Source organism: Skermanella sp. TT6, assembly GCF_016653635.2.
GTDB lineage: Bacteria > Pseudomonadota > Alphaproteobacteria > Azospirillales > Azospirillaceae > Skermanella > Skermanella cutis.
In genome coordinates this window covers 1,535,832-1,559,025 of the sequence record NZ_CP067420.1, presented here as the reverse complement: position 1 = coordinate 1,559,025, position 23,194 = coordinate 1,535,832, and the positions used below count along the sequence as shown (strand labels likewise).

Sequence of the window (23,194 nt, the reverse complement as noted above, 5' to 3'; positions counted from 1 at the left end):
TTCGTGGATTTGGAGTGGCGCGCCACTTTCCCATACCGCTTCCCCGGTTGTCTGCAAGATCCCGCGTTCAGGCCGGAGCCGGCGCAAAATGATTAGGCCTGACGGGAGATCCGGCCGGGCGCGACATCACCCCCGCGCGGGCCTGGGCAGCGGCTTCATAGCCCTTAAGGAAGATTTAATTCTCCTTAAATTCAGGTTAATTGATAGGGGTAGTCACTCCCTGGCCCGATCCCCGACATGACCGTCCCCATCAAGCCCGCTGCCGAACCCGCCGCCATCCTGAACCTTGCCCGGGGGACCGTCGCGGGGTCCGGCGACCGCCTGCGCGAAGTCTACCGGCTGTCCGACGGTCTCGGCGATCCGGCGATGCGCTCCACCCTGATGGAGGCGATGCGGTCCTGGCTGCGGATCGAGAAGCCGCCCCGGCGGAACACCGCCCAGCGCCGGTTCTGCGAGCCCTTCGAAGAATTGCTGTGCGGCCCGGTCGGGCGCCAGCGCCAGCGGTTCCAGATCCCTCGGCCGGCGATCGCGCCACTGTGGGACCTGATCGCGAGCGAGACCGGCAAGGGCGGGTCCGACGATCTCGAAGGCTGCCACAGGGCGTTGCGCGCGGTGCTCGACCGGGCCAAGGCCGACCCGGCCTTCGCTCGCAGGCAGGCCCGCGCCTATCCCGATTTCTGGGCGATCGCGGGGGAGATCGACTGCGCGATCCGGGTCCGCGAGCCGGTGCTCAGCCTGCGCCGCCTGCTGGCCGGCGCGGTGCCGGACCGCCCCGACCCGGCCGCGGTGGCGGCGCTCGGCCGGTTCGTCTCGGAATTGGGCGAGCAGGACCGCGGCAGCGTCGACCTGTTCCTGATGCTGCTGGCCCGGCATCCGGAGACGGGCCGTTCGGCCCTGGACCTGATCGACGCCCTGGCGCGGGGGGCCGCCGCCCTGCCCGCCGAAACCCTGGAGACGGTCTATGCCGCCGCGATCGGCGACCTGCATGCCGGGGCGAAGGCGGCGTTCGACGGCAGCCCGGGAACGGCCGACCTGAACAAGGCGCTGGACCGGATCGAGCCGGCGGCGCGCCACCTGACCGGCCTGAAATCCAGCGCCGGCGGACGGATCCCGCGCAACGCCGCCCGTCTCCATCGCCTGGAGAGCGAGCTTCACGACCTGCTGAACGACCGTTTCCTGGGCGAAGTCGCGGCGCGGACGGACGAGCATGCCCGCGTTCTGGCCGACATCGGTGCCGGCGGAGGTGGCGGGGAAACGGCCGGGCGGGGCCAGGACCGGCGGGCCTTCGACGAGGCGATGTCGGCGCTCGCCCGAAGCAGGCAGCTGTTCAAGGCGCTGGGCCGGCTGGACGCGTACCGCCGCGAGGTCGAGACGGTCCAGGCCCAGGTCTCCCGCGACCTGGGCTCGCTGGCCGACAGGGCGGCGTCGGCGGACGCGGGAACGAGGCGTTCCGCCCTGGAGGCGACCGTCACGACCTTGCACGGGCTGGAGCGGATCTGCCCCGGTGAAGCCTTGATGCCGCTGCTGGCGGAGGGATTCTCGAAGCTCGGCGGCGACGGCACCGGGGACCTGATGGTCGACTTGATCCGCCACATGAATCCCGCGCCGGCCGCGGCAACGAGGTGAATACCTCTTAATGGGGTGCGTTCATACCTCTTAAGTAAAGTTTAATTCTATCGATTTGACGTCTATTGATACTGCTATTGATAGGAGTAGACGCGCCGCACGACGACGGTGCGGCGGCCTCCGGTCCCCAACCCCTTACCCAGGCAGGGCTCGACCATGGCGCTGATCTCGTACCGGACGCTGTCAGTCTCATGCCGCGGCGCGGCCGACGAGCCCTGGTCCGTCGAGCCCGGCCCCGTCCCGAACGAGATCCGCGCCGCGCTCCGCGATCGGGTGCCCGCCCTGCCCCGGCTGCGCGAGCACCGCCGACGGTCGTCCGAACTGCGCCGTTTCTGCGAACCCTTCGCCGACCTGCTGTGCGACACCGTCCCGCCCCGCCGCCGGGTCGGCCAGATCCCCCGCTCCGTGCTGCGCCCCCTTTGGACGCTGCTGCTGGCCGAACGGGCCGCCGACCGGCGCGGACGCCGCGGCGCGGGCGGCGAGATCGGCGCGGTCGAGGTCGCGGGGCTGATCCACCGGGCCCGGCGGCAGCCCGACTTCGCCGAGCGCGCCGCATCGGTCCATCCCGATTTCTGGAACATCGTGGACGATATCCGGGCGGCGCTGATCCTGGACGACCGCGTCCACGACGCCCGAGCCCACCTGGCGGCGGCGGCGGCGACCGGCCAGTGCCCCCACTGGCTTCTCGACCACCTGGCGGCCTCGGTCGCCGGACTGTCGGCCGCCGATCCGAAGGCGGCCGACCTGTTCGTCATGCTGGTGGCGCGGCACCGGCCGGTCGCCCGGACCGCCCTGGAGATGCTGGACCGGCTGGCCGACCGGCCGGAGACCCGGATGCATGTCGCCGGACTGTTCGACCGGATGGCCGAGGACGTCCGGACCCGCGCGTTCGCCGCCGTGCCGGAGCGCGGCCCCGCCGACCCGCTGGCGCTGGAGGCGGCCGTGCGCGACCTGGCCGCGCTGAAGCTGAGCGCCGGTCGGGCGACCCACGCGGCGGCGGCGTTCGGCGCCCTGGAAGCGGACCTGCGCGCGCTGCTGGCCGGGCGGTTCCTGGCCGGCGCCGCGGAGCGAATCGCCGGGCTGGTTCCGACGGACCGGACCGACCTGCGCCACCCCGACGTCGCCCGGCTTCGGGCCGCCCTGGCGGCGCTCGCCCGCAGCCGCCGGCTGTTCAAGGCGCTGGGAACCCTGCCCGTCTTCGAGCGCGCGCTGGCGTCGGTCGGCGAAGACGCCGTCTGCCGGCTCGCCGGGCTGGCGGCCGGGATCGACGGCCTGCCGGCCGAGGAACGGCCAGCCGCCCGCACCGTGATCGGGGACGCGCTCGGCGCGCTGCACCTGGTGACGCCGCCGCAAGCCTTCCGCCGGGCGGCGGAGCGGGTGCTGCCGGCTCAGTCGTAATCGTTGTCCTGGGCCATCTCGTCGGCCAGCTCGCCCGCGAGCTCGGCGAAAAGCTGGGCGTCGACGTCCAGCCCCTGCTCCTCGCAGATCCGCACGAAGACCCGGTAGGCGTGCAGGATCGCCACGTCCAGCACCGCCTCGTCCCCGTCCTCGCTGTGCCGGTCGGTGATCTCCCGCTCCCGAAGCGTCCCCACGATGTCGTGCTGGGCCGCTTGGAGAACCGCTTCCATCGCACGCCTGTGGAGATTGGACATCTGAACTGTTCCCTTGCCGTGAGTGTGGGGCCGTGAGTGTGGGGTCGTAAGCGGTAACCGTCATAGCAGGTCGGCGTTCACTCCGCTCCCGTCGATTTGGCATCCGAATCGCCACGGCCCATGCCGACCGCACATTGCTACCGTGTCTCCGACCTGATAGGTTCCGCGCTTTCCGAATCAGCGTCAACGACGGTCAAATACCATGAAGGTCAACGCCAACCAGATGCGTCCGGGCCACGTCCTGGAGCACAATGGCAAGCTGATGGTGGTCCTGAAGACCGCCATCGTGCAGCCCGGCAAGGGCGGCGCGTTCATCCAGCTCGAGATGAAGGATGTCCGCACCGGCAACAAGATGGTCGAGCGGTTCCGCACCCAGGAGACGGTCGAGCGCGCCCGTCTGGACGAGCACGAGATGCAGTTCCTGTTCGCCGAGGGTGACAACTTCACCTTCATGGACAAGGAGAACTTCGAGCAGATCGTGATCCCGCGGGACATCATCGGCGATCCCGCCGTGTTCCTGCAGGAAGGCATGTCGGTCACCGTGCAGACCCACGAGGGTTCGCCGCTGGGCGTCGAGCTGCCCGCCACCGTCACGCTGGAAGTGGTCGAGGCCGACCCCGTCGTGAAGGGCCAGACGGCCTCCTCCTCCTACAAGCCCGCCAAGATGGACAACGGCGAACGGGTCCTTGTTCCGCCGCACATCGAGGCCGGCACCCGCATCGTCGTGAACACCAGCGACGGCACCTACCTGGAACGTGCGAAGGACTGACAACCCGTTATGGCAAGCCGCTCGGCAATCATCAACGTCATGGCTCGCGCCGCCGAAAAGGCGGCGCGCGGGCTGGTCCGCGATTTCGGCGAGGTCGAACACCTGCAGGTCTCCCGCAAGGGACCGGCCGACTTCGTCTCGACCGCCGATACCAAGGCGGAGCAGACGCTCAGGGCCGAACTCCAGAAGGCGCGGCCGGACTTCGGCTTCCTGATGGAGGAGACGGGCGAGAGCGAGGGCAAGGACGCCAGCCAGCGCTGGATCGTCGATCCGCTGGACGGCACCACCAACTTCCTGCACGGGCTGCCGTTCTGGGCCATCTCGATCGCGCTGGAGCGCGAGGGAGAGATCGTCGCCGGCGTCATCTACGAACCGCTCCGCGACGAGCTGTTCTGGGCCGAGAAGGGGGCCGGCGCCTGGAACAACCACGCGCGCCTGCGCGTGTCCGGCCGGCGCAAGCTGGACGAGTCGGTGATCGCCACCGGCCTGCCCTTCAAGGGCCGCGGCAACCATCCGGAACACGTGGCGCAGGTCCAGGCCATGATGGCCGAGACCGCCGGCATCCGGCGATTCGGATCGGCGGCGCTCGACCTGGCCTATGTCGCGGCCGGACGGTTCGACGGCTACTGGGAAAGCAACGTGCAGCCGTGGGACGTGGCGGCCGGCATCCTGATGGTGACCGAGGCCGGCGGCTTCGTCACCGAGATCGGCGGCGGGCGCAATCCGCAGCGCGGCGACAGCGTCCTGGCGGCCAATTCGCACCTGCACCTTATGATCGCCAAGGTGCTTCGCGGTGCCACGGCAACCCGGAAGCCACAGGCCGAGGGCTAACCATCGCGTGTGGTTGATGGCGGGTTGTCGGACTCCCGTCATTGGGCTATCGTGCCCGCGTGCCGCCCCGGCGTTGCCGGCCTCCAGACCCTTGGATCGGCCGGAAATTCCGAGATGGCAGGCACCTTGAAGGCTTGGGTACGGGGACACATGGGTCGCTACGTTCCGACTGCCGTCCGCCGCATGGCGCTCGGTTGCGCGCTCGGCGCCGCGACGATTCCGTGGCTGGCGGAGGCTCCCGCCGTGGCGCAGGAGGCGGCATCCCCCGCGGCTCCCCCGGGTATCCCGGCGCGCAAGCCCGCGCTGCCGGACACGGCGGCGGGATCGCGACCCGTGCCGCCGGCCGCCAGCGCCACCCGGCCGCTTCCGGTCCCTCCCTCCCCCGGTCTGGGCGGAACCCCGCCGGTCGCCGCCGGCCGCGCCGCGCCGCCGCCGCCCGGCCTCGATGTCGGCGTCCCGCCGGACATCGCCGCCGCCCCCGTCCCGCCGTCCCCGTCCGAGCTTCCCCGGGCGGAGCCGCGCGCGGACGTGCAGTTCGACACGCCGGTGCCGCCCGCCGTTCCCGGCGAGCCCCGCCGGATCACCTCCATGCCGGACCTTCCCGACCCGCGCGTCCGGTCCGATACGGCCCAGCCGGCGCCCGAGGTGGCGGCGACTCCGCCGGCCCCCTCCGGGCCGCCCGCCGAAGTGCCGGACGGGACCGAGTTCCGCTTCGTCTATCCCGACCCCGCGGCGGACGCCCTGTCCGCCCGCGACACCGCGCTGCTGGACGGCGTGGCCGCCCGGCTGCGCCGGGACGAGGTGATCCGCCTCCAGGTCACGGCCTATGCCAGCGGCACGCCCGAGACCGAACGGGAGGCCCGGCGCCTGTCGCTCGACCGCGCGCTGGCGGTGCGCTCGCACCTGATCGGCCAGGGCGTGCGCAGCACCCGCATCGACGTCCGCGCGCTGGGGACGCACGCGCTCGACGGGCCGGCCGACCGCGTCGACCTGCTTCTGGTGAACTAGTGGCATACCCGGCCCACCCCCTCCCGACCTCTTCACCTGAGAGAGCCCCTGAGAGCATGGTGTCCATGTCGCGGCCGCAGCGCTACATCACCCGTATGGTCCTGTTCGTCGCCGCGGTGCTCGCCATCGTGCTCCTGCTCTTCCCGGCGCTGGAACGGTCCTTCATGGCGAACCCGGCGCTGAACGGGCTGATCATCGCCGTGCTGCTGCTGGGCATCGGCTACATCTTCCGCCAAGTGCTGATGCTGAAGCCGGAGGTGGCGTGGCTGGAGAGCTTCCAGACCAACCGCCCGGATTCGGACACTGTTCCGGAACCGGTGCTGCTGGCCCCCATGGCCCGCATGCTGGGCGAGCGCCGCGGACGGCTGAGCCTGTCGGCGCTGTCCATGCGCTCGCTGCTCGACGGCATCGACGCCCGCCTGGACGAGACGCGCGAGATCTCCCGCTACCTGATCGGGCTGCTGATCTTCCTGGGCCTGCTCGGCACCTTCTGGGGCCTGCTGGGCACCGTGAGCGCGGTCGGCGGCGTGATCTCCAGCCTGTCGGTCGAGGGCGGCGACATGGGCATGATGTTCGGCAACCTGCAGCAGGGGCTTCAGGCGCCGCTGTCGGGCATGGGCACGGCCTTCAGCTCCTCGCTGTTCGGCCTCGCGGGGTCGCTGGTCCTGGGCTTCCTGGAATTGCAGGCGAGCCAGGCGCAGAACCGCTTCTACACCGACCTGGAGGACTGGCTGTCCGGCGCCACCCGGCTGTCGAGCGGCGCCGGCTTCGGCGAGAGCGAGCAGTCGGTGCCGGCCTACCTTCAGGCCCTGCTGGAGCAAACCGCGGAGAACATGGAGAACCTGCAGCGCACGGTGGCCCAGGCGGAGGACGGCCGGCGCTCGGCCAACCAGAACCTGCTGGCCCTGACCGAGAAGCTGAGCACCCTGACCGACCAGATGCGGACCGAGCAGACGCTGATGCTCCGGCTGGCCGAGAACCAGATGGAGATGAAACCGATCCTGGGCCGGCTGGCCGACGCGCTGGGCAACCAGCAGCTCGGCATGGACGAGGCGACCCGCCAGCATATCCGCAACATGGACGTCTATACCGCGCGCCTGCTGGAGGAGGTCGCCACCGGCCGGGTCCAGTCGGTCCAGGAGATCCGCAGCGAGATCAAGCTTCTGGCACGCACCATCGCGGCCCTTGCGGAAGACGGCGAGCGATGAGCGGGCGCGTGCCGGAGCGGCCGGACGGTAGCGGCTGATGGCAGCCATCGGTCGCGGGCGGCGCAGCGCCGAGCGTTCGGTCAATATCTGGCCGGGCTGGGTCGATGCCCTGTCCTCCCTGGTCATGGTCGTGATCTTCGTGCTGATGGTCTTCATCGTGGCACAGTTCTACCTGTCCAACACGCTGTCGAGCCGCGACCAGGCGCTGACCCGGCTGAACCGCCAGCTGTCCGAGCTGAGCGACCTCTTGTCGATGGAACGGGAGGCCAACGCGGATCTGCGGGTGAACATCGCCCAGCTCTCCGCCGAGCTTCAAAGCTCGACCGCCACCCGCGAGAGCCTGAGCGCCAGCCTTGCCGAGGCCCAGGCCCGCCAGGACGAGCTGGGCGCCCAGGTCTCCGCCCTGTCGCGCCGGGGCGAACAGGCCAGCGGCGAGATCACCCAGGTCAGCCGCGACCTGGAGGACGCCTACAAGGTGATCGAGGCCGACCGCCAGAAGATCGAGGCATCGCTGCGCGAGATCGCCAGCCTCCAGGCCGACATCCAGGCCCTGCGCGACGTCCGCGAAAGGTTGGAAGGCGAAGTCGCCGCCCTCACGACCCTGTCCCGGAGCACCGAGGCCGAGCGGGACCGCACCGCCGCGACCCTGGAGCAGACCGAGGCCGCCCGCGCCCGGGCGACCGAGGAGCTTCGGCTGACCCGCGAGCAGCGCGAGGCGCTGATGGCCGAGCTGTCCGCCGTCCGCGACCGGTCGCAGCAGCTCGAAGCCCAGTTGAGCAGCGAGCAGGAACGCACGGTGCTGGCCCAGCGCGAGATCGAGCATCGGGAGACGCGGATCGAGGAGCTGGTCATCGCCTTGGACCAGACCCAGGCGGCCCTGACAGGCGAGCAGAAGCTGACCGAGGAGGGCCGCGCGGAGGTGGCCGTCCTGAACCAGCAGATCGCGGCGCTCCGCGACCAGCTCGCCCGCCTGACCGCGTCGCTGAACCTGGCGGAGTCCCAGAGCCAGGAGCAGCAGGCCCAGATCTCCGACCTGGGCCGCCGGCTGAACCTGGCGCTCGCCAGCAAGGTCGAGGAGCTGGCCCGCTACCGGTCGGAGTTCTTCGGGCGCCTGCGCGAGGTGCTGGGCAACCGGCAGGACATCAGGATCGTCGGCGACCGCTTCGTCTTCCAGTCCGAAGTGCTGTTCCCCAGCGCCTCCGCCACGCTGGAGGAAGGCGGCAAGGCCCAGCTCGCCCAGTTGGCCGCGACCCTGCTGGACATCGCGAAGCGCATCCCGCCGGGCGTCAACTGGATCCTGCGCGTGGACGGCCATACCGACCCGCGACCGATCTCCAACGTGCAGTTCCCGTCCAATTGGGAATTGTCTACGGCGCGCGCGATCTCGGTAGTCAAGTTCCTGGTGGAACAGGGCATCCCGTCGGACAAGCTGGTGGCGGCCGGATTCGGCGAGTACCAGCCGCTGGACCCCGGCAGGAACGAGGACGCCTTCGCCCGCAACCGGCGCATCGAGATGAAGCTGGACCAGCGCTGAGAAGGGTCGGCGCGGCAGTGACAGGAAGCTCCGGCGGGTCTGCACCAGGGTGAGGATATGGAAAGGCCATGAAGCAGACGCCCACGGTGCCGGAGACTTCACCCGAAAGCTCGACCGACGAAACGACCAATGGTTCAAACGGCCCTTCGGAAGAGGACGGCTCCGCGGGTACCCGCCCCCTGATCCGCAGGCACGATCAGTTCGCGAAGCTTGTCCTGGACCGGCCCGGCAACGCCGACACGTTCCTGCGCGAGCGGCTGCCGGCGTCGGTCGTGGCCGGGCTGACGGCAGACAGGGCGGTGGACCGGTCCGAAAGCTTCGTCGATCCGGTGCTGGCGGAACTGCGCGGAGACAGGGTCTACAGCTTCGGCCTGCGGAACGGGTTGCCCCTGCTGGTCTGGACCGTGCTGGAACACAAGAGCGCCGGCGAGGCGGACGCGCTGGTGCAGATCCTGGGCTACCTGAACGGAACGGCGGTCAAGGGCGCACGGCGGATCGAGTACCCCGACGGCACCGTCCGGGTGGTGCCGGCTCCCGTCCTGGCCGTCATCCTCTATCATGGCAGCGGCCGGTGGCCGCATCCGCCCAGTCTCGGGGAGGCATACGGCGTACCGGATGAGGTGCTGGCAGCGGGTCCGCTGGATTTCAGCTATACCCTGGTCGATCTTTCCGCCATTCCCGACGCGGAACTGTCGCGCGATCCCGATCTCCAGGCCGGTCTGCTGATGCTGAAGCATGCGACCCGCGACGGGAATCCGGAAGTCACGCTGGAGCGACTGCTGAGCATCGCGGCGGTAATCGGCTTGACCGTGCTGCGCGCTGTGGTCAGACATGTTTTCGTGGTGGACGACGGCAGGAACCGGGAGCGTCTTCGGACGGTATTGAGCCGGGTAGCGCCAGGACAGGAGGAAAAGATCATGCCTACGATTGCCGAACTGTACATCGCTGAAGGCGAAGCACGGGGGAATTGAGAGGCAGAGCTCAGGGTATGGCGGAAGGCAAGGCCGAGGTCCTGCTGCGCATGGTTCAGCGACAGTTGGGCACGGTACCGACGTCGGTCGAGCAGGCGGTGAAATCGGCGCTGGCCGCCGATATCGACGGGTGGATCGAAGCCATGCTGGATGACAGGCCTCTGGACGAACTCTTTCCGGAGATCACCCACTGAGAGACCGCCAAGGCATCGCGGGCGGTCTCCGCTGAACGCCCCTATCGCGGGAAAATCCGGGCGTTGTTGATCCGCAGGGCGCACCAGGCGCCGACGCTGAGGCTGAGGGCCGGCAGGCGCTCGCGGCCGACCTCCACCTCCAGCACGTGGCCGGCATAATCAAGCTCGACCCGGGCGTTCGGGCCGACCTGATGGATCAGGCGGACCTGGGCCGCTTCCGGGCCTTCGCGGCCGATCGGCACGAGGTCGATCTCGTGGGGCCGGACGAAGCAGGTCGCGGCGCCGTGGGTGCCGTTCAGCCCGGGCATCCTCAGTTCCGCACCCTGGGTGGTCCGCGCAAGGCCGTTCTCGATATCGCAGTCGAAGCGGTTGACCTGTCCCAGGAAGTCGCAGACGAAAGCCGAGGCCGGCTCGTCATAGACCTGGGCGGGCGAGCCGATCTGCTCGATCCGGCCGTGGTTCATCACGACCACCCGGTCGGCCAGTTCCAGCGCCTCCTCCTGGTCGTGGGTGACGAAGACGCTGGTGATATGCATCTCCTCGTGTAGGCGCCGCAGCCAGCGCCGCAGTTCCTTGCGGACCTTGGCGTCGAGCGCGCCGAACGGCTCGTCCAGCAGCAGGACCTTGGGCTCGATCGCCAAGGCCCGCGCCAGGGCGACGCGCTGGCGCTGTCCGCCGGAAAGCTGGCTGGGGTAGCGGTCGGCCAGCCAGTCGAGCTGGACCATCCGCAGCAGTTCGGTGACCCGCGCCGCGATGGCGGCGTTGCTCTGCCGTTCGGCGCGGGGCCGGACCCGCAGGCCGAAGGCGACGTTCTCGAATACGCTCATGTGCCTGAACAGCGCGTAGTGCTGGAACACGAAGCCGACCTCGCGGTCGCGCGGCGCGCGGCCCTGGGCGTCCTCGCCGTTCAGCCGGATCTCGCCGGCATCGGCGAACTCCAGCCCGGCGATGATCCGCAGCAGGGTCGTCTTGCCCGACCCGGACGGCCCCAGGAGGGCCAGCAACTCGCCGTCGCGGACGGTCAGATCGACCCCGTCCAGGGCGGCGAAACTGCCGAAGCGCTTGGCGATGCCCCTGATTTCGATACTCATGGCGGGCTTTCTCCCCTAATCCGTGGCCGCGTGTCAGCGCCGGGTCGCCGCGATCTGGCCGGCATGGCGCCATTCCAGCAGGCTCTTCACCACCAGGGTGACCAGGGCCAGCAGGGCCAGAAGCGACGCCACCGCGAAGGCGGCGACGAAGTTGTATTCGTTATAGAGAATTTCGACATGCAGCGGCATCGTGTTGGTCTCTCCCCGGATATGGCCGGACACCACCGAGACGGCGCCGAACTCGCCCATGGCGCGTGCGTTGCACAGAAGCACGCCGTAGAGCACGCCCCAGCGGATGTTGGGCAGCGTCACCCGCGTGAAGGTCTGCCAGCCGCTGGCGCCCAGCACGCGGGCGGCCTCCTCCTCGTCCACGCCCTGCTCCTGCATCAGCGGGATCAGCTCCCGGGCGACGAAAGGGAAGGTCACGAAGATGGTGGCCAGCACGATGCCCGGCAGGGCGAAGATGATCTGAACGTCGTGCTCGCGAAGCCACGGCCCCAGCAGCCCCTGGGCTCCGAACAGCAGCACGAACACCATGCCGGAGATCACCGGTGACACCGAGAACGGCAGGTCGATCAGGGTGATCAGCAGGCTCTTGCCGCGGAACTCGAACTTGGCGATGCACCAGGACGCGGCGACGCCGAACACCAGGTTGAGCGGCACGGCGATGCCGGCCGCCAGGAGCGTCAGCTTCATCGCCGAGACCGCATCCGGCTCCACCAGGGCTTCAAGATAGGCGCCGAAACCCTGGCGAAGCGCCTCGAAGAACACGGCGACCAGCGGGATCACCAGGAACAGCAGCAGGAAAAGCAGGGCGATGCCGATGAGCACGGCCTTGACCAGCGGCGACTCGCCAAGCGCCGGGCGCGGGATGCTGCGTCGCCCGGTCACGGGCGGCGTGCCGGCGGGCGGCGTGGTGGCGATGACGATTTCAGCCGGCATGGCGCGCCCTCGTCCAATGCTGGAGCAGATTGATCGCAAGCAGCAGGAAGAACGACGCCACCAGCATCGCGGTCGCGATGGCGGTCGCCCCGGCATAATCGAACTGCTCGAGCTTGATTATGATCAGCAGGGGCACGATCTCGGACACGCCGGGCAGGTTGCCGGCGATGAAGATGACCGATCCGTATTCCCCCACGCCTCGGGCGAAGGCCAGCGTGAAGCCGGTCAGCAGAGCCGGCATGATCGCGGGGAAGACGACCCGGCTGAAGATCTGCCAGCGGTTGGCGCCCAGGCTGGCCGCGGCCTCCTCGACCTCCGGCTCGGCGTCCTGGAGCACGGGCTGTACCGTGCGGACGACGAACGGCAGGCCGATGAAGGTCAGCGCCACAATGATGCCCAGCGGCGTGAAGGCGACGCGGAACGGCAGGAACTGGCCGATCCAGCCGTTGCCGGCATAGAGCGCCGTCAGCGCTATGCCGGCCACCGCCGTCGGCAGGGCGAACGGCAGGTCGACCAGCGCGTCGATCACCCTGCGGCCGGGGAACTGGTAGCGGACCAGCACCCAGGCCACCAGCAGCCCGAACACCGTGTTGATCAGCGCCGCCGCCAGGGCGGTCAGGAAGGTGACCCTGAAGGCGGCGATCACGCGGGGTTCCATCAGCACCGCCCAGAGCCCGCCGAAGCCCAGCCCGGAGGCCTTGAGGGCCAGGCCGGCCAGCGGGATCAGGACGATCAGGCTGAGATACGCGACCGTGAAGCCCAGCGTGATCCCGAAGCCGGGAAGGATGCTCGGCTTGCGGAAGCTATCCCGGAGATTTCCTGCGACGAGACCGGTCATGGTTCATTTGCCCGCCGCCGCGGAGACCTTGTCGAAGATGCCGCCGTCGGAGAAATGCCTGTCCTGGGCCTGGGTCCAGCCGCCGAACTTCTGGTCGATGGTGAACAGCTTGACCTGGGCGAACTGATCGGCGTACCGGGCCGCCACCTCGGCCAGGCGGGGCCGGTAGAAGTGCTTGGCGGCAAGCTCCTGCCCCTCGGGCGAATAGAGCGTCTTCAGGTAGGCTTCCGCCGCCATGCGGGAGCCCCGGCGGTCGACGACCTTGTCCACGACGGCGACCGACGGCTCGGCCAGGATGCTGAGCGAGGGGGTGACGATGTCGAACTTGTCCGGTCCCAGTTCCTTCACCGCCAGATAGGCCTCGTTCTCCCAGGCCAGCAGCACGTCGCCGATCTGGCGCTGGACGAAGGTGATGGTCGAGGCGCGGGCGCCGGTGTCGAGCACGGGAACGTTCTTGAACAGCGCCTGGACGAACTCCTGCGCCTTGGCCTCGTCGTTGCCGTACTTCTCCAGCGCGAAGCCCCAGGCGGCCAGATAGTTCCAGCGAGCGCCGCCCGAGGTCTTCGGGTTGGGCGTGATCACCTGCACATCCGGCTTGATCAGGTCGTCCCAATCGCGGATCTGCTTGGGATTGCCCTTGCGCACCAGGAACACGATGGTGGACGTGTAGGGTGCGCTGTTGTCGGGCAGCCGGCCCTGCCAGTCCTTCGCGATCAGGCCGGTCTGGGCGATGGCGTCGATGTCGTAGGCCAGTGCCAGGGTGACGACGTCGGCCTCGAGCCCGTCGATGACGGACCGGGCCTGCTTGCCGGAGCCGCCGTGGGACTGCCGGATGGAGATCTTCTCCCCGTTGTTTTCAGCCGCCCAGCGCTCGGCGAACAGCTTGTTGAACTCGACATAGAGTTCCCGGGTCGGGTCGTAGGACACGTTGAGGAGGGTCGAGGCGGCGAACGCCGGCGCCGCTCCGAACCCGACCGCCCCCAGGGTGACACCGGCCGCCAGCATGAGGGTGGCGGCGCCGCGCGCGATATTCCGGAACACCATGGCACAAATCTCCTGGTCTGGCTTCTCGGCCGAGATGTCGGGCCATTTCACACGATGATTAGGCACAAATCTCGATCGATCTGGTGTAGATTACGCACGCAATCGGGATGCAGCCAAGCTGTTTTTTCAGCGACGGGGAGGCCGGCCGCAGGTCGGATGGTGCGCGGCGGTATCCGACATCGCCGCGCTTGCTTGTCGGATGCCGCTTCGCCGTATCCGACCTACGGTACCGGCATCAGTTCTGGCCGGCCTGGCGGAGCAGTTGGCCGCAGGGGCTGTCCTGGCCGTCACCGGGTTCGATCAAGGGGATCAGCGCCGCGAGGGGCGTCAGGAGCACCCCCAGGGCCACGGCCGCCGCGCCGCGCGCAACGGCCGCGGTCGGATCGACGGTGACCTGGGGATCGGCGAAGGTGCCTTCCGCCCCGACAGGGGTGCGGGCGGAGAGCGGGCTCGGGTCCTTCGGATGGGCCAGCATCTCGATGTCGAACTGCTCGGTCTTCAGGTTGGCGGACGCCTCGCCGGTGACGTTGGTGTCCTCGGTGTCGAATACCAGCGCGTTGGACTTCACCATGCCGTCGGTGATGCCCAGGTCCGCCACGACGCAGCGCACGCCGACCGGTTCGTCCTCGGACAGGATGAAGCCAAGGGCCTCGGCGATGTCGATGCCGATCACCTCCAGGATGAGGTTGCTGACCTTGCCGCCCTCCATCACGGCCGAGATCTGGCCGTTGCTCGATCCCAGCATACTGCGGACCGTATCGCCGTTGCCCTTGAGCAGGAGCTTGCCGCCGAATGTGCCGCCCATGTCCTCGGCGAACTGCGTGCCGCGGAAGAAGCGCGCCAGGTCGAGCGCCCTCATTTCCAGGTTCATCTCGATGGCGGGCGGCTTCTCCTGCCCGTCCACCTGGATGATGCCGCCGGCCTTGCCGCCGGCCACCTGGAGCCGGACCGGTTCGAGCCGGGCGCGGCCGTTCTCGACGATCAAGCGCGCATCCAACTCGCCCGCCGGCACGTTGGGGACCAGCAGCCGGTCGGCGTGGTAGCGCATCTCGACGTCGGCCGCCTTCAGCATTTCCACATTGATCGCCGTGTCGGGAATGACCCGGCCCTCCTGCTCCAGCCGGCGGGCCAGCTCGATCTGGTCGGGAGACGCGGTCTCGCCCTCGCCTGTGCCGCCGGGTGCTCCGACGAAGCCGGCGAGATCGTCATAGTCGAGATTGCGGGACGACAGGTTGCCGGTGATCTTCGGGCGCTCGTGCCCGAGGTCGATGCGGACCTCGCCGCCGATGTCGCTGTCGCCGATCCGGCCTTCGGCATCGGTCATGGACCAGACCTTCCCTTGCCGCTCCAGCCGGCCGGAGATGTCGAACGGCGGCGTGGCGGGGGACGGGAAACCGATGATCGGGAACAGGTCGGCGAGGTTCTGCCCCTTCACGTCGACGGTGATGTCCATCCCGGCAAGTTGCTGCGGGTCCGTCAGCGATCCTTCGACCACCGTGCGGGTGCTGCCGACGGTGGCTTCGGCGCGGACGGGGAACGGGGCCTGCCTGTCGCGCAAGGCCAGGAAGGTGCCGGTGGTGGCGTCGAGGTGGAACGGCTCGTCGGCGTACCTGCCGTCGGCGACCATGCGGACGCGGTCCTCGCCCTGCTCGTTCCGCTCCGTGTTGACGGTGCTGGCGACGTCGATGCTGAGCGCGTCGTCGCGGTAGGCGACTTCGCCGCCCTGGACCTCGATATGCCCGATCTCCGGCAGGTCGGGGCTGCCGTCGCCCTCCTGGGGGGGATCGCCCTGGAGGTTGGGGAAGTCCCAGTTGCCGGTGCCCTCGGCGTTGCGGGCCAGGTTGATCTTGGGATCGACGAGCTTCACCTCGGGGATCGAGATGGTCCCGCCGATCAGGCGGCGCAGGTCGATGGTGGCCTCGACCGCGCCGATGTCCGCCATGTTCCCGTCGCCGGCCCAATCGGCGTTGGCGACATGGATGCCGCCGGCCCGGATACGCGGGGTCAGAGACCAGTCGATGTCGAAGTTCTCATCGATCCTGACCTCCCGTCCGAGCGCGGCGCTCGCCTGCCGGGCCACCAGATCCCGAGCCCAACTCGTCTCCAGCATCAGCAACGCGCCGACGACCAGGAGCACGAGCACCCCGACCACGATACCGACCCACTTCAACGCCCGACCCACAGTGCCACCTCGACCAAACCAACAGGTCACGAGTCAACGGGCGCGGACGGCTTTCGTTTCGAAATCGATCAATCGGGCTGGGCGGGCGGGGTCGGCGGGCGCGCTCAGCCGACGGCCGGCTTGCCCGCCGCGGCGGTTTCCTGATTCAATTGCTTCGCCATGTCGCGCAGCACGAACTTCTGGATCTTGCCGGTGGAGGTCTTCGGCAGGTTGGTGAAGACCACGGTGCGCGGGCTCTTGAAGTGGGCCAGGTGCTCGCGGCAGAAGGCGATGATCTCCGCCTCGGTGACCTCGGCGCCGTCCTTCAGGGTCACGAAGGCGCAGGGCGTCTCGCCCCAGCGCTCGTCCGGCCGGGCGACCACGGCGGCGTCGAGCACGGCCGGGTGGCGGTAGAGCACCGCCTCCACCTCGATGGTCGAGATGTTCTCGCCGCCCGAGATGATGATGTCCTTGGACCGGTCCTTCAGCTCGATGTAGCCGTTCTCGTGCATCACGCCCAGGTCGCCGGTGTGGAACCAGCCGCCCTCGAACGCCTCCCGCGTGGCGACCGGGTTCTTCAGGTAGCCCTTCATCACCACGTTGCCGCGCATGAACACCTCACCGATGGTCTTGCCGTCGGCCGGCACGGGTTCCAGCGTCGTGGCGTCGGCCACCATCAGCCCTTCCTGGACGACGTAGGTCACGCCCTGGCGGGCCTTGAAGACGGCGCGCTGCTCGATCGGCAGGGCGTCCCATTCCTCGTGCCAGGCGCAGACCACGTCGGGGCCGTAGACCTCGGTCAGGCCGTAGACATGGGTGATGGCGAAGCCCATCCGCTCGATCTTCTCGATCACCGCGGCGGGCGGAGCGGCGCCGGCGGTCATCATGCGGATCCCGGCTGGGATCTCGCGCCGCTGGTCGTCGGGCGCGTTGACCAGCAGGCCCATCACGATCGGGGCCCCGCACATGTGGGTGACGCCGTGGTCGGCGATGGCGTCGTACATGCCCTTGGCGGTCACGGCGCGCAGGCAGACATGGGTCCCGGCCATGGCGGTGATGGTCCAGGGGAAACACCAGCCGTTGCAGTGGAACATCGGCAGCGTCCACAGGTACACGGGATGGTGCGGCATCGCCCAGGTGACGGAGTTGCCCATCGCGTTGAGATAGGCGCCGCGGTGATGGTAGACGACGCCCTTGGGGTTGCCCGTGGTGCCCGAGGTGTAGTTCAGCGCGATGGCCTGCCACTCGTCGCCGGGCATCTCCCACTGGAAGGCGGGATCGCCCGTCTCCAGGAACTGCTCGTAGGTCTGCTCGCCGATCAGGTCGCCGCCCTTGGCCAGCGGGTCGTCGATGTCGATCACGATCGGCCGGTGCCGGGGATCGATCATGTGGACGGCCTTGTTGATCACCCCGGAGAATTCCCGGTCGGTGATCAGCACCTTGGCCTCCCCGTGCTGGAGCTGGAAGGCGATCGCCTCCGCGTCCAGGCGGATGTTCAGCGCGTTCAGCACGCCGCCGGCCATGGGGACGCCGAAATGCGCCTCGAACACCTCGGGAATGTTGGGCGCCATCACCGCCACGGTGGTGCCGAGGCCGACGCCGCGCTTCGACAGGGCCGAGGCCAGCCTGACGCAGCGCTCGTAGCTCTCGGCCCAGGTCCGGCGCACGGCGCCGTGGATGACCGCGGTGCGGTTCGGGTAGACCGAAGCGGTGCGGCGGATGAACGACAGGGGGGACAGCGGAACGTAGTTCGCCTCGTTCTTGTCCAGTTCAATCTCGAAAGGATTGCGGTGCTGAGTCATCCGTTTGGTCCCGGGATTGCGGTGGGCGCCCTTGACGGGCATTCTTGTCCCGGCAGCATAGCCCGTCCCGGTGCCGGTATGGAATGCTCCGGTGCGCGCATCCCGCGACACTTCGCCTCCCGATATCCGTCCTCCCGACACCTTACCCCGATCACGGACATCCGACCCCGGAATGGCAAGCGTCCTCATCCTCCTCACCGGGCACCGCGAAGCGCCCTACCTGATCGACTATCTCCGGGGCTACAGCGACACGCTGCCGATCCTCCACGTCACCGACCGCGAGGACCTGGAACGCGAATGCCTGCCGGGCCGGGTGCTGATCGCCTTCTGCACCGCCGTGATCGTGCCCCGTCACCTGCTGGACCGGCTGGGCCGGCCGGCCTTCAACTTCCATCCCGGGCCGCCCACATATCCGGGCCGCAGCCCCGAGAGCTTCGCCGTCTACGACGGCGCCACCCGGTTCGGCGCCACCTCCCACGTCATGGCGCCGCGGGTGGACGAGGGGCCGATCGTCGGGGTCGAATGGTTCGACGTGCCGCCGGGGACCGGCCAGATGGGGCTGGCCGACCTGGCTTTTCAGGCGACGCTTCGGCTGTTCGCCCGGCAGGCGCCGATCATGGCGCTGTCGTCCCGGCCGATGAAGGTGCTGGACGTCCGGTGGTCCGGCCGGAAGACCCGTCGCTCCGACTACGACCGCATGACCGACCTGCCGGCCGACATCGACGCGGTTGAGTTCGAGCGCCGGCTGAAGGCGTTCGGGGAGGATCCCGAGACGCGGATCACGGTCACCCTGCACGGCCGCCGCTTCCTGCTGGAGCAGGAGGCTTGATCCCGGATGCGGCTGTGCTTCGTCGACCTGATGCCGTGGGACTACGACGCCGACACGCCGTACGAACGCCCCCTGGGCGGCATGCAGTCGGCCGCCTGCCACCTGGCGGCGGCCCTGGCGAAGCGGGGGCACGAGGTGGCGCTGGCCACCCGCACCGGCCGGCCGGGCCGGCGGCGCGGGGTCGCCTGCCTGGCGCTGGACGACCGGGGCGACCGTGACGCCCTCAGGCGGGGGAGCTGGGACGCCGTCGTGTCGCTGACGGCGCAGGCCGGCCCCGTCCGGACGCTGGTGGCCCCGGGCACGCGCGCGTTCCTGTGGACCGGCCATGCCGACGACCAGCCGGCCGTGGCCTGCCTGAAGGATCCGGCGGAGCGGCGGGGCTGGGACGGCGTGGTGCTGGTCGGCGAGTGGCAGCGGGCCTGCTACGCCGCGAGCTTCGGGCTCGAACCCGGACGGAGCACCGTGCTGCGCAACGCCGTCTCCCCGCCCTTCCAGGACCTGTTCGAGGACGCCCGGGACCTGGCGGCGGCGAAGGCCGGGGACGGACCGATGGATCTCGCCTACACCTCGACCCCGTTCCGCGGGCTCGAGCTTCTGGCCGGCATGTTTCCCCTGATCGCCCGGCCGGCGCGCCTGCGCGTCTTCTCCGACATGGGACCCTACCCCACGGGTCCGGCGGACAGCCAGTTCGCGGGCCTGTACGAGCGCTGCCGGTCCACGCCGGGAATCGAGCATGTCGGGTCCCTTCCCCAGCCCCGGCTGGCGCGCGCGCTGCGCCCGGTCCCCATCCTGGCCTATCCCTGCACCTTCCCGGAGACCAGCTGCATCGCGGTGATGGAGGCCATGGCGGCCGGTTGCGCCGTGGTCGCCAGCGACCTGGGCGGCTTGGCGGAAACGACGGCCGGCCATGCGCTGCTGGTGGATCCCGGCGAGGATTGGAGCAGCTTCCCCGGGCGGTATCTGTGCGCCCTCGACCTGGTCATGGCCTCGGTCCGGTCGCCCGCCGGGATCGCCCGGCTATGGGAGCAGGTGCGCTTCGTCAATGCGACGGCGACCTGGGACGCCCGGGCACGGGAATGGACTGACCGTCTGGCAGCCTGGCCGCATTGGTAGGACCGGTTCGGAGGCTCAAAATGTCGCATGCGGCCGGAAACCGGAAACACCTGTGCAAAACGCGCGCGGCCTGACGCAATATTCGCCCGCGTCGCCGGAATGTTTCCAGGACGCGAGGAATCGACACACCGCTCCAATCAAGAAGAAGGCGTTCCATGACCGGTCGTTATGCTGAGCTTCACACCCGCTCGATCACCGATCCCGCAGGCTTCTGGGGCGATGCCGCCCGCGACATCGATTGGATCAAGCCGTGGGACAGCGTTCTCGACAGTTCCAACCCGCCCTTCTACCGCTGGTTCACCGGCGGGGTGCTGAACACCTGCCACAACGCCGTCGACCGCCACGTGGCGGCCGGGCGCGGCGAACAGGCGGCGATCATCTATGACAGCCCCGTCACCGACACGGTCCAGAGCATCACCTACGCCGAGTTGCAGGACCTGACCGCGCGCTTCGCCGGCGCGCTGCGCGGCCTGGGCGTCGCCAAGGGCGACCGGGTGATCCTGTACATGCCGATGATCCCGCAGGCCGTCGTGGCGATGCTCGCCTGCGCCCGGCTGGGCGCCATCCACTCCGTGGTGTTCGGCGGGTTCGCCCCGCACGAGCTGGCGACCCGCATCAACGATGCCAAGCCCAAGGCCATCGTCACCGCGTCGTGCGGCATCGAGGGCAAGAAGGTGCTGGCCTACAAGCCGATGCTGGACGCCGCGATCGACCAGTCGGACCACAAGCCCGACCATGTGGTCGTGTTCCAGCGCCCCCAGGCGACGGCCGAGCTGAAGGCGCCGCGCGACGTGGACTGGGCCGAGGCCGTTGCGGTGGCGGAGCCGGCGGAATGCGTGCCGGTGGCGGCTACCGACCCGCTCTACATCCTGTACACGTCCGGCACCACCGGCCAGCCCAAGGGCGTGGTCCGCGACAACGGCGGCCATGCCGTGGCGCTGAAATGGACCATGACCAACATGTACGACATCAAGCCGGGAGAGGTGTTCTGGGCCGCCTCCGACGTCGGCTGGGTGGTCGGGCACTCCTATATCTGCTACGCCCCGCTGCTGCACGGCTGCACCACGATCGTGTTCGAGGGCAAGCCGGTCGGCACGCCCGACGCCGGTACCTTCTGGCGCGTGATCCAGCAGCACAAGGTCACGGCCCTGTTCACCGCGCCGACCGCCTTCCGCGCGATCAAGCGCGAGGACCCGAACGCCGAGCTGATCGGGAAGTACGACCTGTCGAGCCTGCGCACCCTGTTCCTGGCCGGCGAGCGGTCGGACCCCGACACGCTGCACTGGGCGGAGGACCACCTGAAGGTCCCGGTGATCGACCACTGGTGGCAGACCGAGACCGGCTGGTGCATCGCCGGCAACCCGATGGGCATCGAGCGGTTCAAGATCAAGTACGGCTCGGCGACCAAGCCGCTGCCGGGCTGGGACGTACGCTGCCTGGACGTCTCGAACAACGAGGTCAAGCGGGGCGACATCGGCGCCATCTCCGTCAAGCTGCCGCTGCCTCCCGGCACGCTGATGACGCTGTGGAATGCCGACCAGCGCTTCGTGAAATCCTACATGACGGACTACCCGGGATATTACCAGACCGGCGACGCCGGGTTCATCGACGACGACGGCTACGTCTACATCATGGCCCGCACCGACGACATCATCAACGTCGCCGGCCACCGCCTGTCCACCGGCGGGATGGAGGAGGTCCTGGCCTCCCACAAGGACGTGGCGGAGTGCGCGGTGATCGGCGTGGCCGACGAGCTGAAGGGGCAGGTTCCGCTGGGCTTCATCGTGCTGAAGAACGGCGTCGACCGCCCCCATGCCGACATCGTCAAGGAGGTGGTGCAGCTCGTCCGCGACGAGATCGGCCCGGTCGCGGCGTTCAAGCTCGCCATCGTGGTGGACCGCCTGCCCAAGACACGCTCCGGCAAGATCCTGCGCGGCACCATGCAGAAGATCGCCGACAGCGAGTCGTACAAGATGCCGGCAACCATCGACGATCCGCTGATCCTGACCGAGATCGCCGAGGCGCTGCAGGGCATCGGTTATGCCAAGGCCGGGATGGTGTAGAGCGATTCCGCAGATCGATCGGCGCCGCCCGCATGTCAGGCGGCATCTGCATGCGAGGGGGCATGGGCCGTTGTCCTGATAACAAGCTTTGCTATACCTTGTTATCAGGAGGTGTCCCATGAACGTATCCCTTACTCCCGAGCTGGAACGGCAGATCGAGCAACGCGTGGCGAGCGGGCACTACACGTCGGCAAGCGAGGTGATGCGCGAGGCGCTGAGGCTCTTCTTCAAGTATGACGAGGCGCGCTGCCGTGAGATCGATTTGCTCAATCAGAGGATAGCGGAGGGATTGGCTCAGCTGGATCGCGGCGAGGCAATCCCCGGTGAAGAGGCTCGTCGCATGACCGAAGAACGCATCGCCATGCGACGCAAGGCCAAGCAGACACAGTAGACATGCCCTATTCCGTCGCGCCGCTCGCACTTGATGACCTCGACGATATCCATCCATACCTCGAGGTCATCAATGGCTGGGGTGCGGCCGACAGCCTTATCGATCAGTTATACGAACAATTCTCAATGATCGGCGAAAACCCGGGCATGGGACATAGCCGGCATGGGACATAGAAGGCGTGATTTGACGGATCATGACGTGTTCTTCTGGAACGCCCTTCAGCGTCATGCCGTGATCTACCGGAAATCCTCGCCCGTGGAGATCGTCCGGGTGATCGCCTGGCGCAGGCTGGATCCCGCCCTGCTGACGCCGGCGGGCGGCCTGCGGATGTGATCCGTATTCCGGCGGGAGCACCGCCCGCCCATCCCGACGGCGCCCTTCTCGGAGCGCCGTCATTTTTTTGACAAACGATCGGCGCCCGCTGGAATAAGGGGCAGACCTCCGGTGTTCGCAGGGTTGAGTTTCGGCTCGTGGCTTGAATCCGCTTTCGGGACCGCCGACATCGGAACTTTGCGGACCAACGAAGGTTTCGCCTGAATTATCCACCAACCGGATGAAGCAGTGAGCAGATTCGGGACTGAGCTGGAAGTACAGATCGCATCGCTTCGACGATATGCGCGGGCTCTCCTGCGCGACAGGAACGACGCGGACGATCTGGTCCAGGAATCGCTGGCCCGCGCGCTGTCGCGTGCCGACCGATTCAAGCCTGGGACGAACCTCCGGGCCTGGTTGTTCACGATCATGCACAATGTGCACGTGAACCAGGTTCGCCAGAAGATCTCTCGGCCGGACGAGGTACCGGTCGAGGACTACGAGATGCGGCTGATCACGCCGGCCCGTCAGGAGACCAGCATCGAGCTGCGCGACATGTCCAGGGCGCTCGCCGGCTTGCCCGAGGAACAGCGCCAGGTCCTGCTGCTGGTGGCCCTGGAGGGCTTGAAGTACGACGAGGTCGCCGCGGTCTTGCAGATACCGATCGGCACCGTGATGTCGCGCCTCAGCAGGGCGCGCGAGGCGGTGCGGATCAAGCTCGCGAACGAGGGCGGGGTGCCTCTCCGCCGGGTCAAGTAGGACAATCACATGGTGGCGCGGCCCGTCGAAGATCGAGATCTTCATGCATACGTCGA

23 protein-coding genes are annotated in these 23,194 nt (G+C 68.6%); 16 read left to right on the top strand and 7 right to left on the bottom strand.

Features of this window, described 5'->3' with window-relative positions:
• Positions 1–237 precede the first annotated feature (237 nt).
• Positions 238–1,626 carry a hypothetical protein gene (locus IGS68_RS07275; protein WP_201078490.1) on the top strand — a complete coding sequence of 463 codons (1,389 nt, stop codon included), beginning with the start codon at positions 238–240 and terminating at the stop codon, positions 1,624–1,626.
• 156 nt (positions 1,627–1,782) lie between these two features.
• The gene (locus IGS68_RS07270) at positions 1,783–3,024 is read left to right on the top strand and encodes a hypothetical protein (protein ID WP_201078488.1); all 1,242 of its coding nucleotides are present in this window, start codon (positions 1,783–1,785) and stop codon (positions 3,022–3,024) included.
• Here the strand turns inward: IGS68_RS07270 and IGS68_RS07265 are convergent.
• A complete protein-coding gene (locus IGS68_RS07265) occupies positions 3,015–3,278 on the bottom strand; it encodes a hypothetical protein (RefSeq protein ID WP_158046516.1) in 264 nt (87 codons plus the stop codon). The two genes, IGS68_RS07270 and IGS68_RS07265, sit on opposite strands and share 10 nt — an antisense overlap.
• 202 nt (positions 3,279–3,480) lie before the next feature.
• Between IGS68_RS07265 and efp the strand changes: the two genes are divergently transcribed.
• From efp to IGS68_RS07230, 7 genes are all read left to right on the top strand, one after another.
• Positions 3,481–4,047, top strand: a complete 567-nt coding sequence (efp, locus tag IGS68_RS07260; protein WP_201078486.1) for an elongation factor P — start codon at positions 3,481–3,483, stop codon at positions 4,045–4,047.
• A 9-nt stretch (positions 4,048–4,056) separates the two neighbouring features.
• Entirely contained in the window at positions 4,057–4,878 is an 822-nt protein-coding gene (locus IGS68_RS07255; protein ID WP_201078484.1) for an inositol monophosphatase family protein, read from the top strand.
• 114 nt (positions 4,879–4,992) lie between these two features.
• Positions 4,993–5,886: an OmpA family protein gene (locus IGS68_RS07250; protein WP_201078482.1), complete on the top strand. Its 894-nt coding sequence runs from the start codon at positions 4,993–4,995 to the stop codon at positions 5,884–5,886.
• A gap of 65 nt (positions 5,887–5,951) precedes the next feature.
• A complete protein-coding gene (locus tag IGS68_RS07245) occupies positions 5,952–7,094 on the top strand; it encodes a flagellar motor protein MotA (protein ID WP_201078481.1) in 1,143 nt (380 codons plus the stop codon).
• A 37-nt stretch (positions 7,095–7,131) separates the two neighbouring features.
• The gene (locus IGS68_RS07240) at positions 7,132–8,628 is read left to right on the top strand and encodes a peptidoglycan -binding protein (RefSeq protein WP_201078479.1); all 1,497 of its coding nucleotides are present in this window, start codon (positions 7,132–7,134) and stop codon (positions 8,626–8,628) included.
• A gap of 68 nt (positions 8,629–8,696) precedes the next feature.
• Positions 8,697–9,599 carry an Rpn family recombination-promoting nuclease/putative transposase gene (locus tag IGS68_RS07235; RefSeq protein ID WP_201078477.1) on the top strand — a complete coding sequence of 301 codons (903 nt, stop codon included), beginning with the start codon at positions 8,697–8,699 and terminating at the stop codon, positions 9,597–9,599.
• 17 nt (positions 9,600–9,616) lie between these two features.
• Positions 9,617–9,793: a hypothetical protein gene (locus IGS68_RS07230; protein ID WP_201078475.1), complete on the top strand. Its 177-nt coding sequence runs from the start codon at positions 9,617–9,619 to the stop codon at positions 9,791–9,793.
• A 41-nt stretch (positions 9,794–9,834) separates the two neighbouring features.
• Here IGS68_RS07230 and IGS68_RS07225 read toward each other — a convergent pair whose 3' ends face one another.
• From IGS68_RS07225 to IGS68_RS07200, 6 genes are all read right to left on the bottom strand, one after another.
• On the bottom strand, positions 9,835–10,884 hold the full coding sequence (locus IGS68_RS07225) for a sulfate/molybdate ABC transporter ATP-binding protein (RefSeq protein ID WP_201078473.1): 1,050 nt from the start codon (positions 10,882–10,884) through the stop codon (positions 9,835–9,837).
• A gap of 33 nt (positions 10,885–10,917) precedes the next feature.
• A complete protein-coding gene (cysW, locus tag IGS68_RS07220) occupies positions 10,918–11,826 on the bottom strand; it encodes a sulfate ABC transporter permease subunit CysW (RefSeq protein ID WP_201078471.1) in 909 nt (302 codons plus the stop codon).
• Positions 11,816–12,664, bottom strand: coding sequence for a sulfate ABC transporter permease subunit CysT (gene cysT / locus IGS68_RS07215; protein ID WP_201078469.1), 849 nt, complete (start codon positions 12,662–12,664; stop codon positions 11,816–11,818). The genes cysW and cysT overlap by 11 nt, the downstream gene beginning before the upstream one ends.
• A gap of 3 nt (positions 12,665–12,667) precedes the next feature.
• Entirely contained in the window at positions 12,668–13,708 is a 1,041-nt protein-coding gene (locus IGS68_RS07210) for a sulfate ABC transporter substrate-binding protein (RefSeq protein WP_201078467.1), read from the bottom strand.
• Between the two features lie 235 nt (positions 13,709–13,943).
• On the bottom strand, positions 13,944–15,878 hold the full coding sequence (locus IGS68_RS07205; RefSeq protein ID WP_201078465.1) for an AsmA family protein: 1,935 nt from the start codon (positions 15,876–15,878) through the stop codon (positions 13,944–13,946).
• Positions 15,879–15,994: 116 nt separating this feature from the next.
• Positions 15,995–17,671 carry an acyl-CoA synthetase gene (locus IGS68_RS07200; RefSeq protein ID WP_201078463.1) on the bottom strand — a complete coding sequence of 559 codons (1,677 nt, stop codon included), beginning with the start codon at positions 17,669–17,671 and terminating at the stop codon, positions 15,995–15,997.
• A gap of 172 nt (positions 17,672–17,843) precedes the next feature.
• On the opposite strand from IGS68_RS07200, the gene IGS68_RS07195 reads away from it, so the two are divergent.
• The 7 genes from IGS68_RS07195 (at position 17,844) to IGS68_RS07165 (ending at position 23,138) form a co-directional block, all read left to right on the top strand.
• Positions 17,844–18,500, top strand: a complete 657-nt coding sequence (locus IGS68_RS07195; protein ID WP_201078461.1) for a formyltransferase family protein — start codon at positions 17,844–17,846, stop codon at positions 18,498–18,500.
• Between the two features lie 6 nt (positions 18,501–18,506).
• The gene (locus IGS68_RS07190; protein WP_201078459.1) at positions 18,507–19,613 is read left to right on the top strand and encodes a glycosyltransferase; all 1,107 of its coding nucleotides are present in this window, start codon (positions 18,507–18,509) and stop codon (positions 19,611–19,613) included.
• Positions 19,614–19,768: 155 nt separating this feature from the next.
• Positions 19,769–21,676 carry a propionyl-CoA synthetase gene (locus IGS68_RS07185; RefSeq protein WP_201078456.1) on the top strand — a complete coding sequence of 636 codons (1,908 nt, stop codon included), beginning with the start codon at positions 19,769–19,771 and terminating at the stop codon, positions 21,674–21,676.
• 118 nt (positions 21,677–21,794) lie between these two features.
• Positions 21,795–22,067 (top strand): type II toxin-antitoxin system ParD family antitoxin, encoded by a 273-nt coding sequence (locus IGS68_RS07180; RefSeq protein ID WP_201078454.1) that lies wholly within the window; start codon positions 21,795–21,797, stop codon positions 22,065–22,067.
• 2 nt (positions 22,068–22,069) lie between these two features.
• Entirely contained in the window at positions 22,070–22,240 is a 171-nt protein-coding gene (locus IGS68_RS07175; RefSeq protein ID WP_201078452.1) for a type II toxin-antitoxin system RelE/ParE family toxin, read from the top strand.
• A gap of 10 nt (positions 22,241–22,250) precedes the next feature.
• On the top strand, positions 22,251–22,400 hold the full coding sequence (locus tag IGS68_RS07170) for a hypothetical protein (protein ID WP_201078450.1): 150 nt from the start codon (positions 22,251–22,253) through the stop codon (positions 22,398–22,400).
• A 228-nt stretch (positions 22,401–22,628) separates the two neighbouring features.
• Positions 22,629–23,138, top strand: a complete 510-nt coding sequence (locus IGS68_RS07165; RefSeq protein WP_201078448.1) for a sigma-70 family RNA polymerase sigma factor — start codon at positions 22,629–22,631, stop codon at positions 23,136–23,138.
• Positions 23,139–23,194 lie beyond the last annotated feature (56 nt).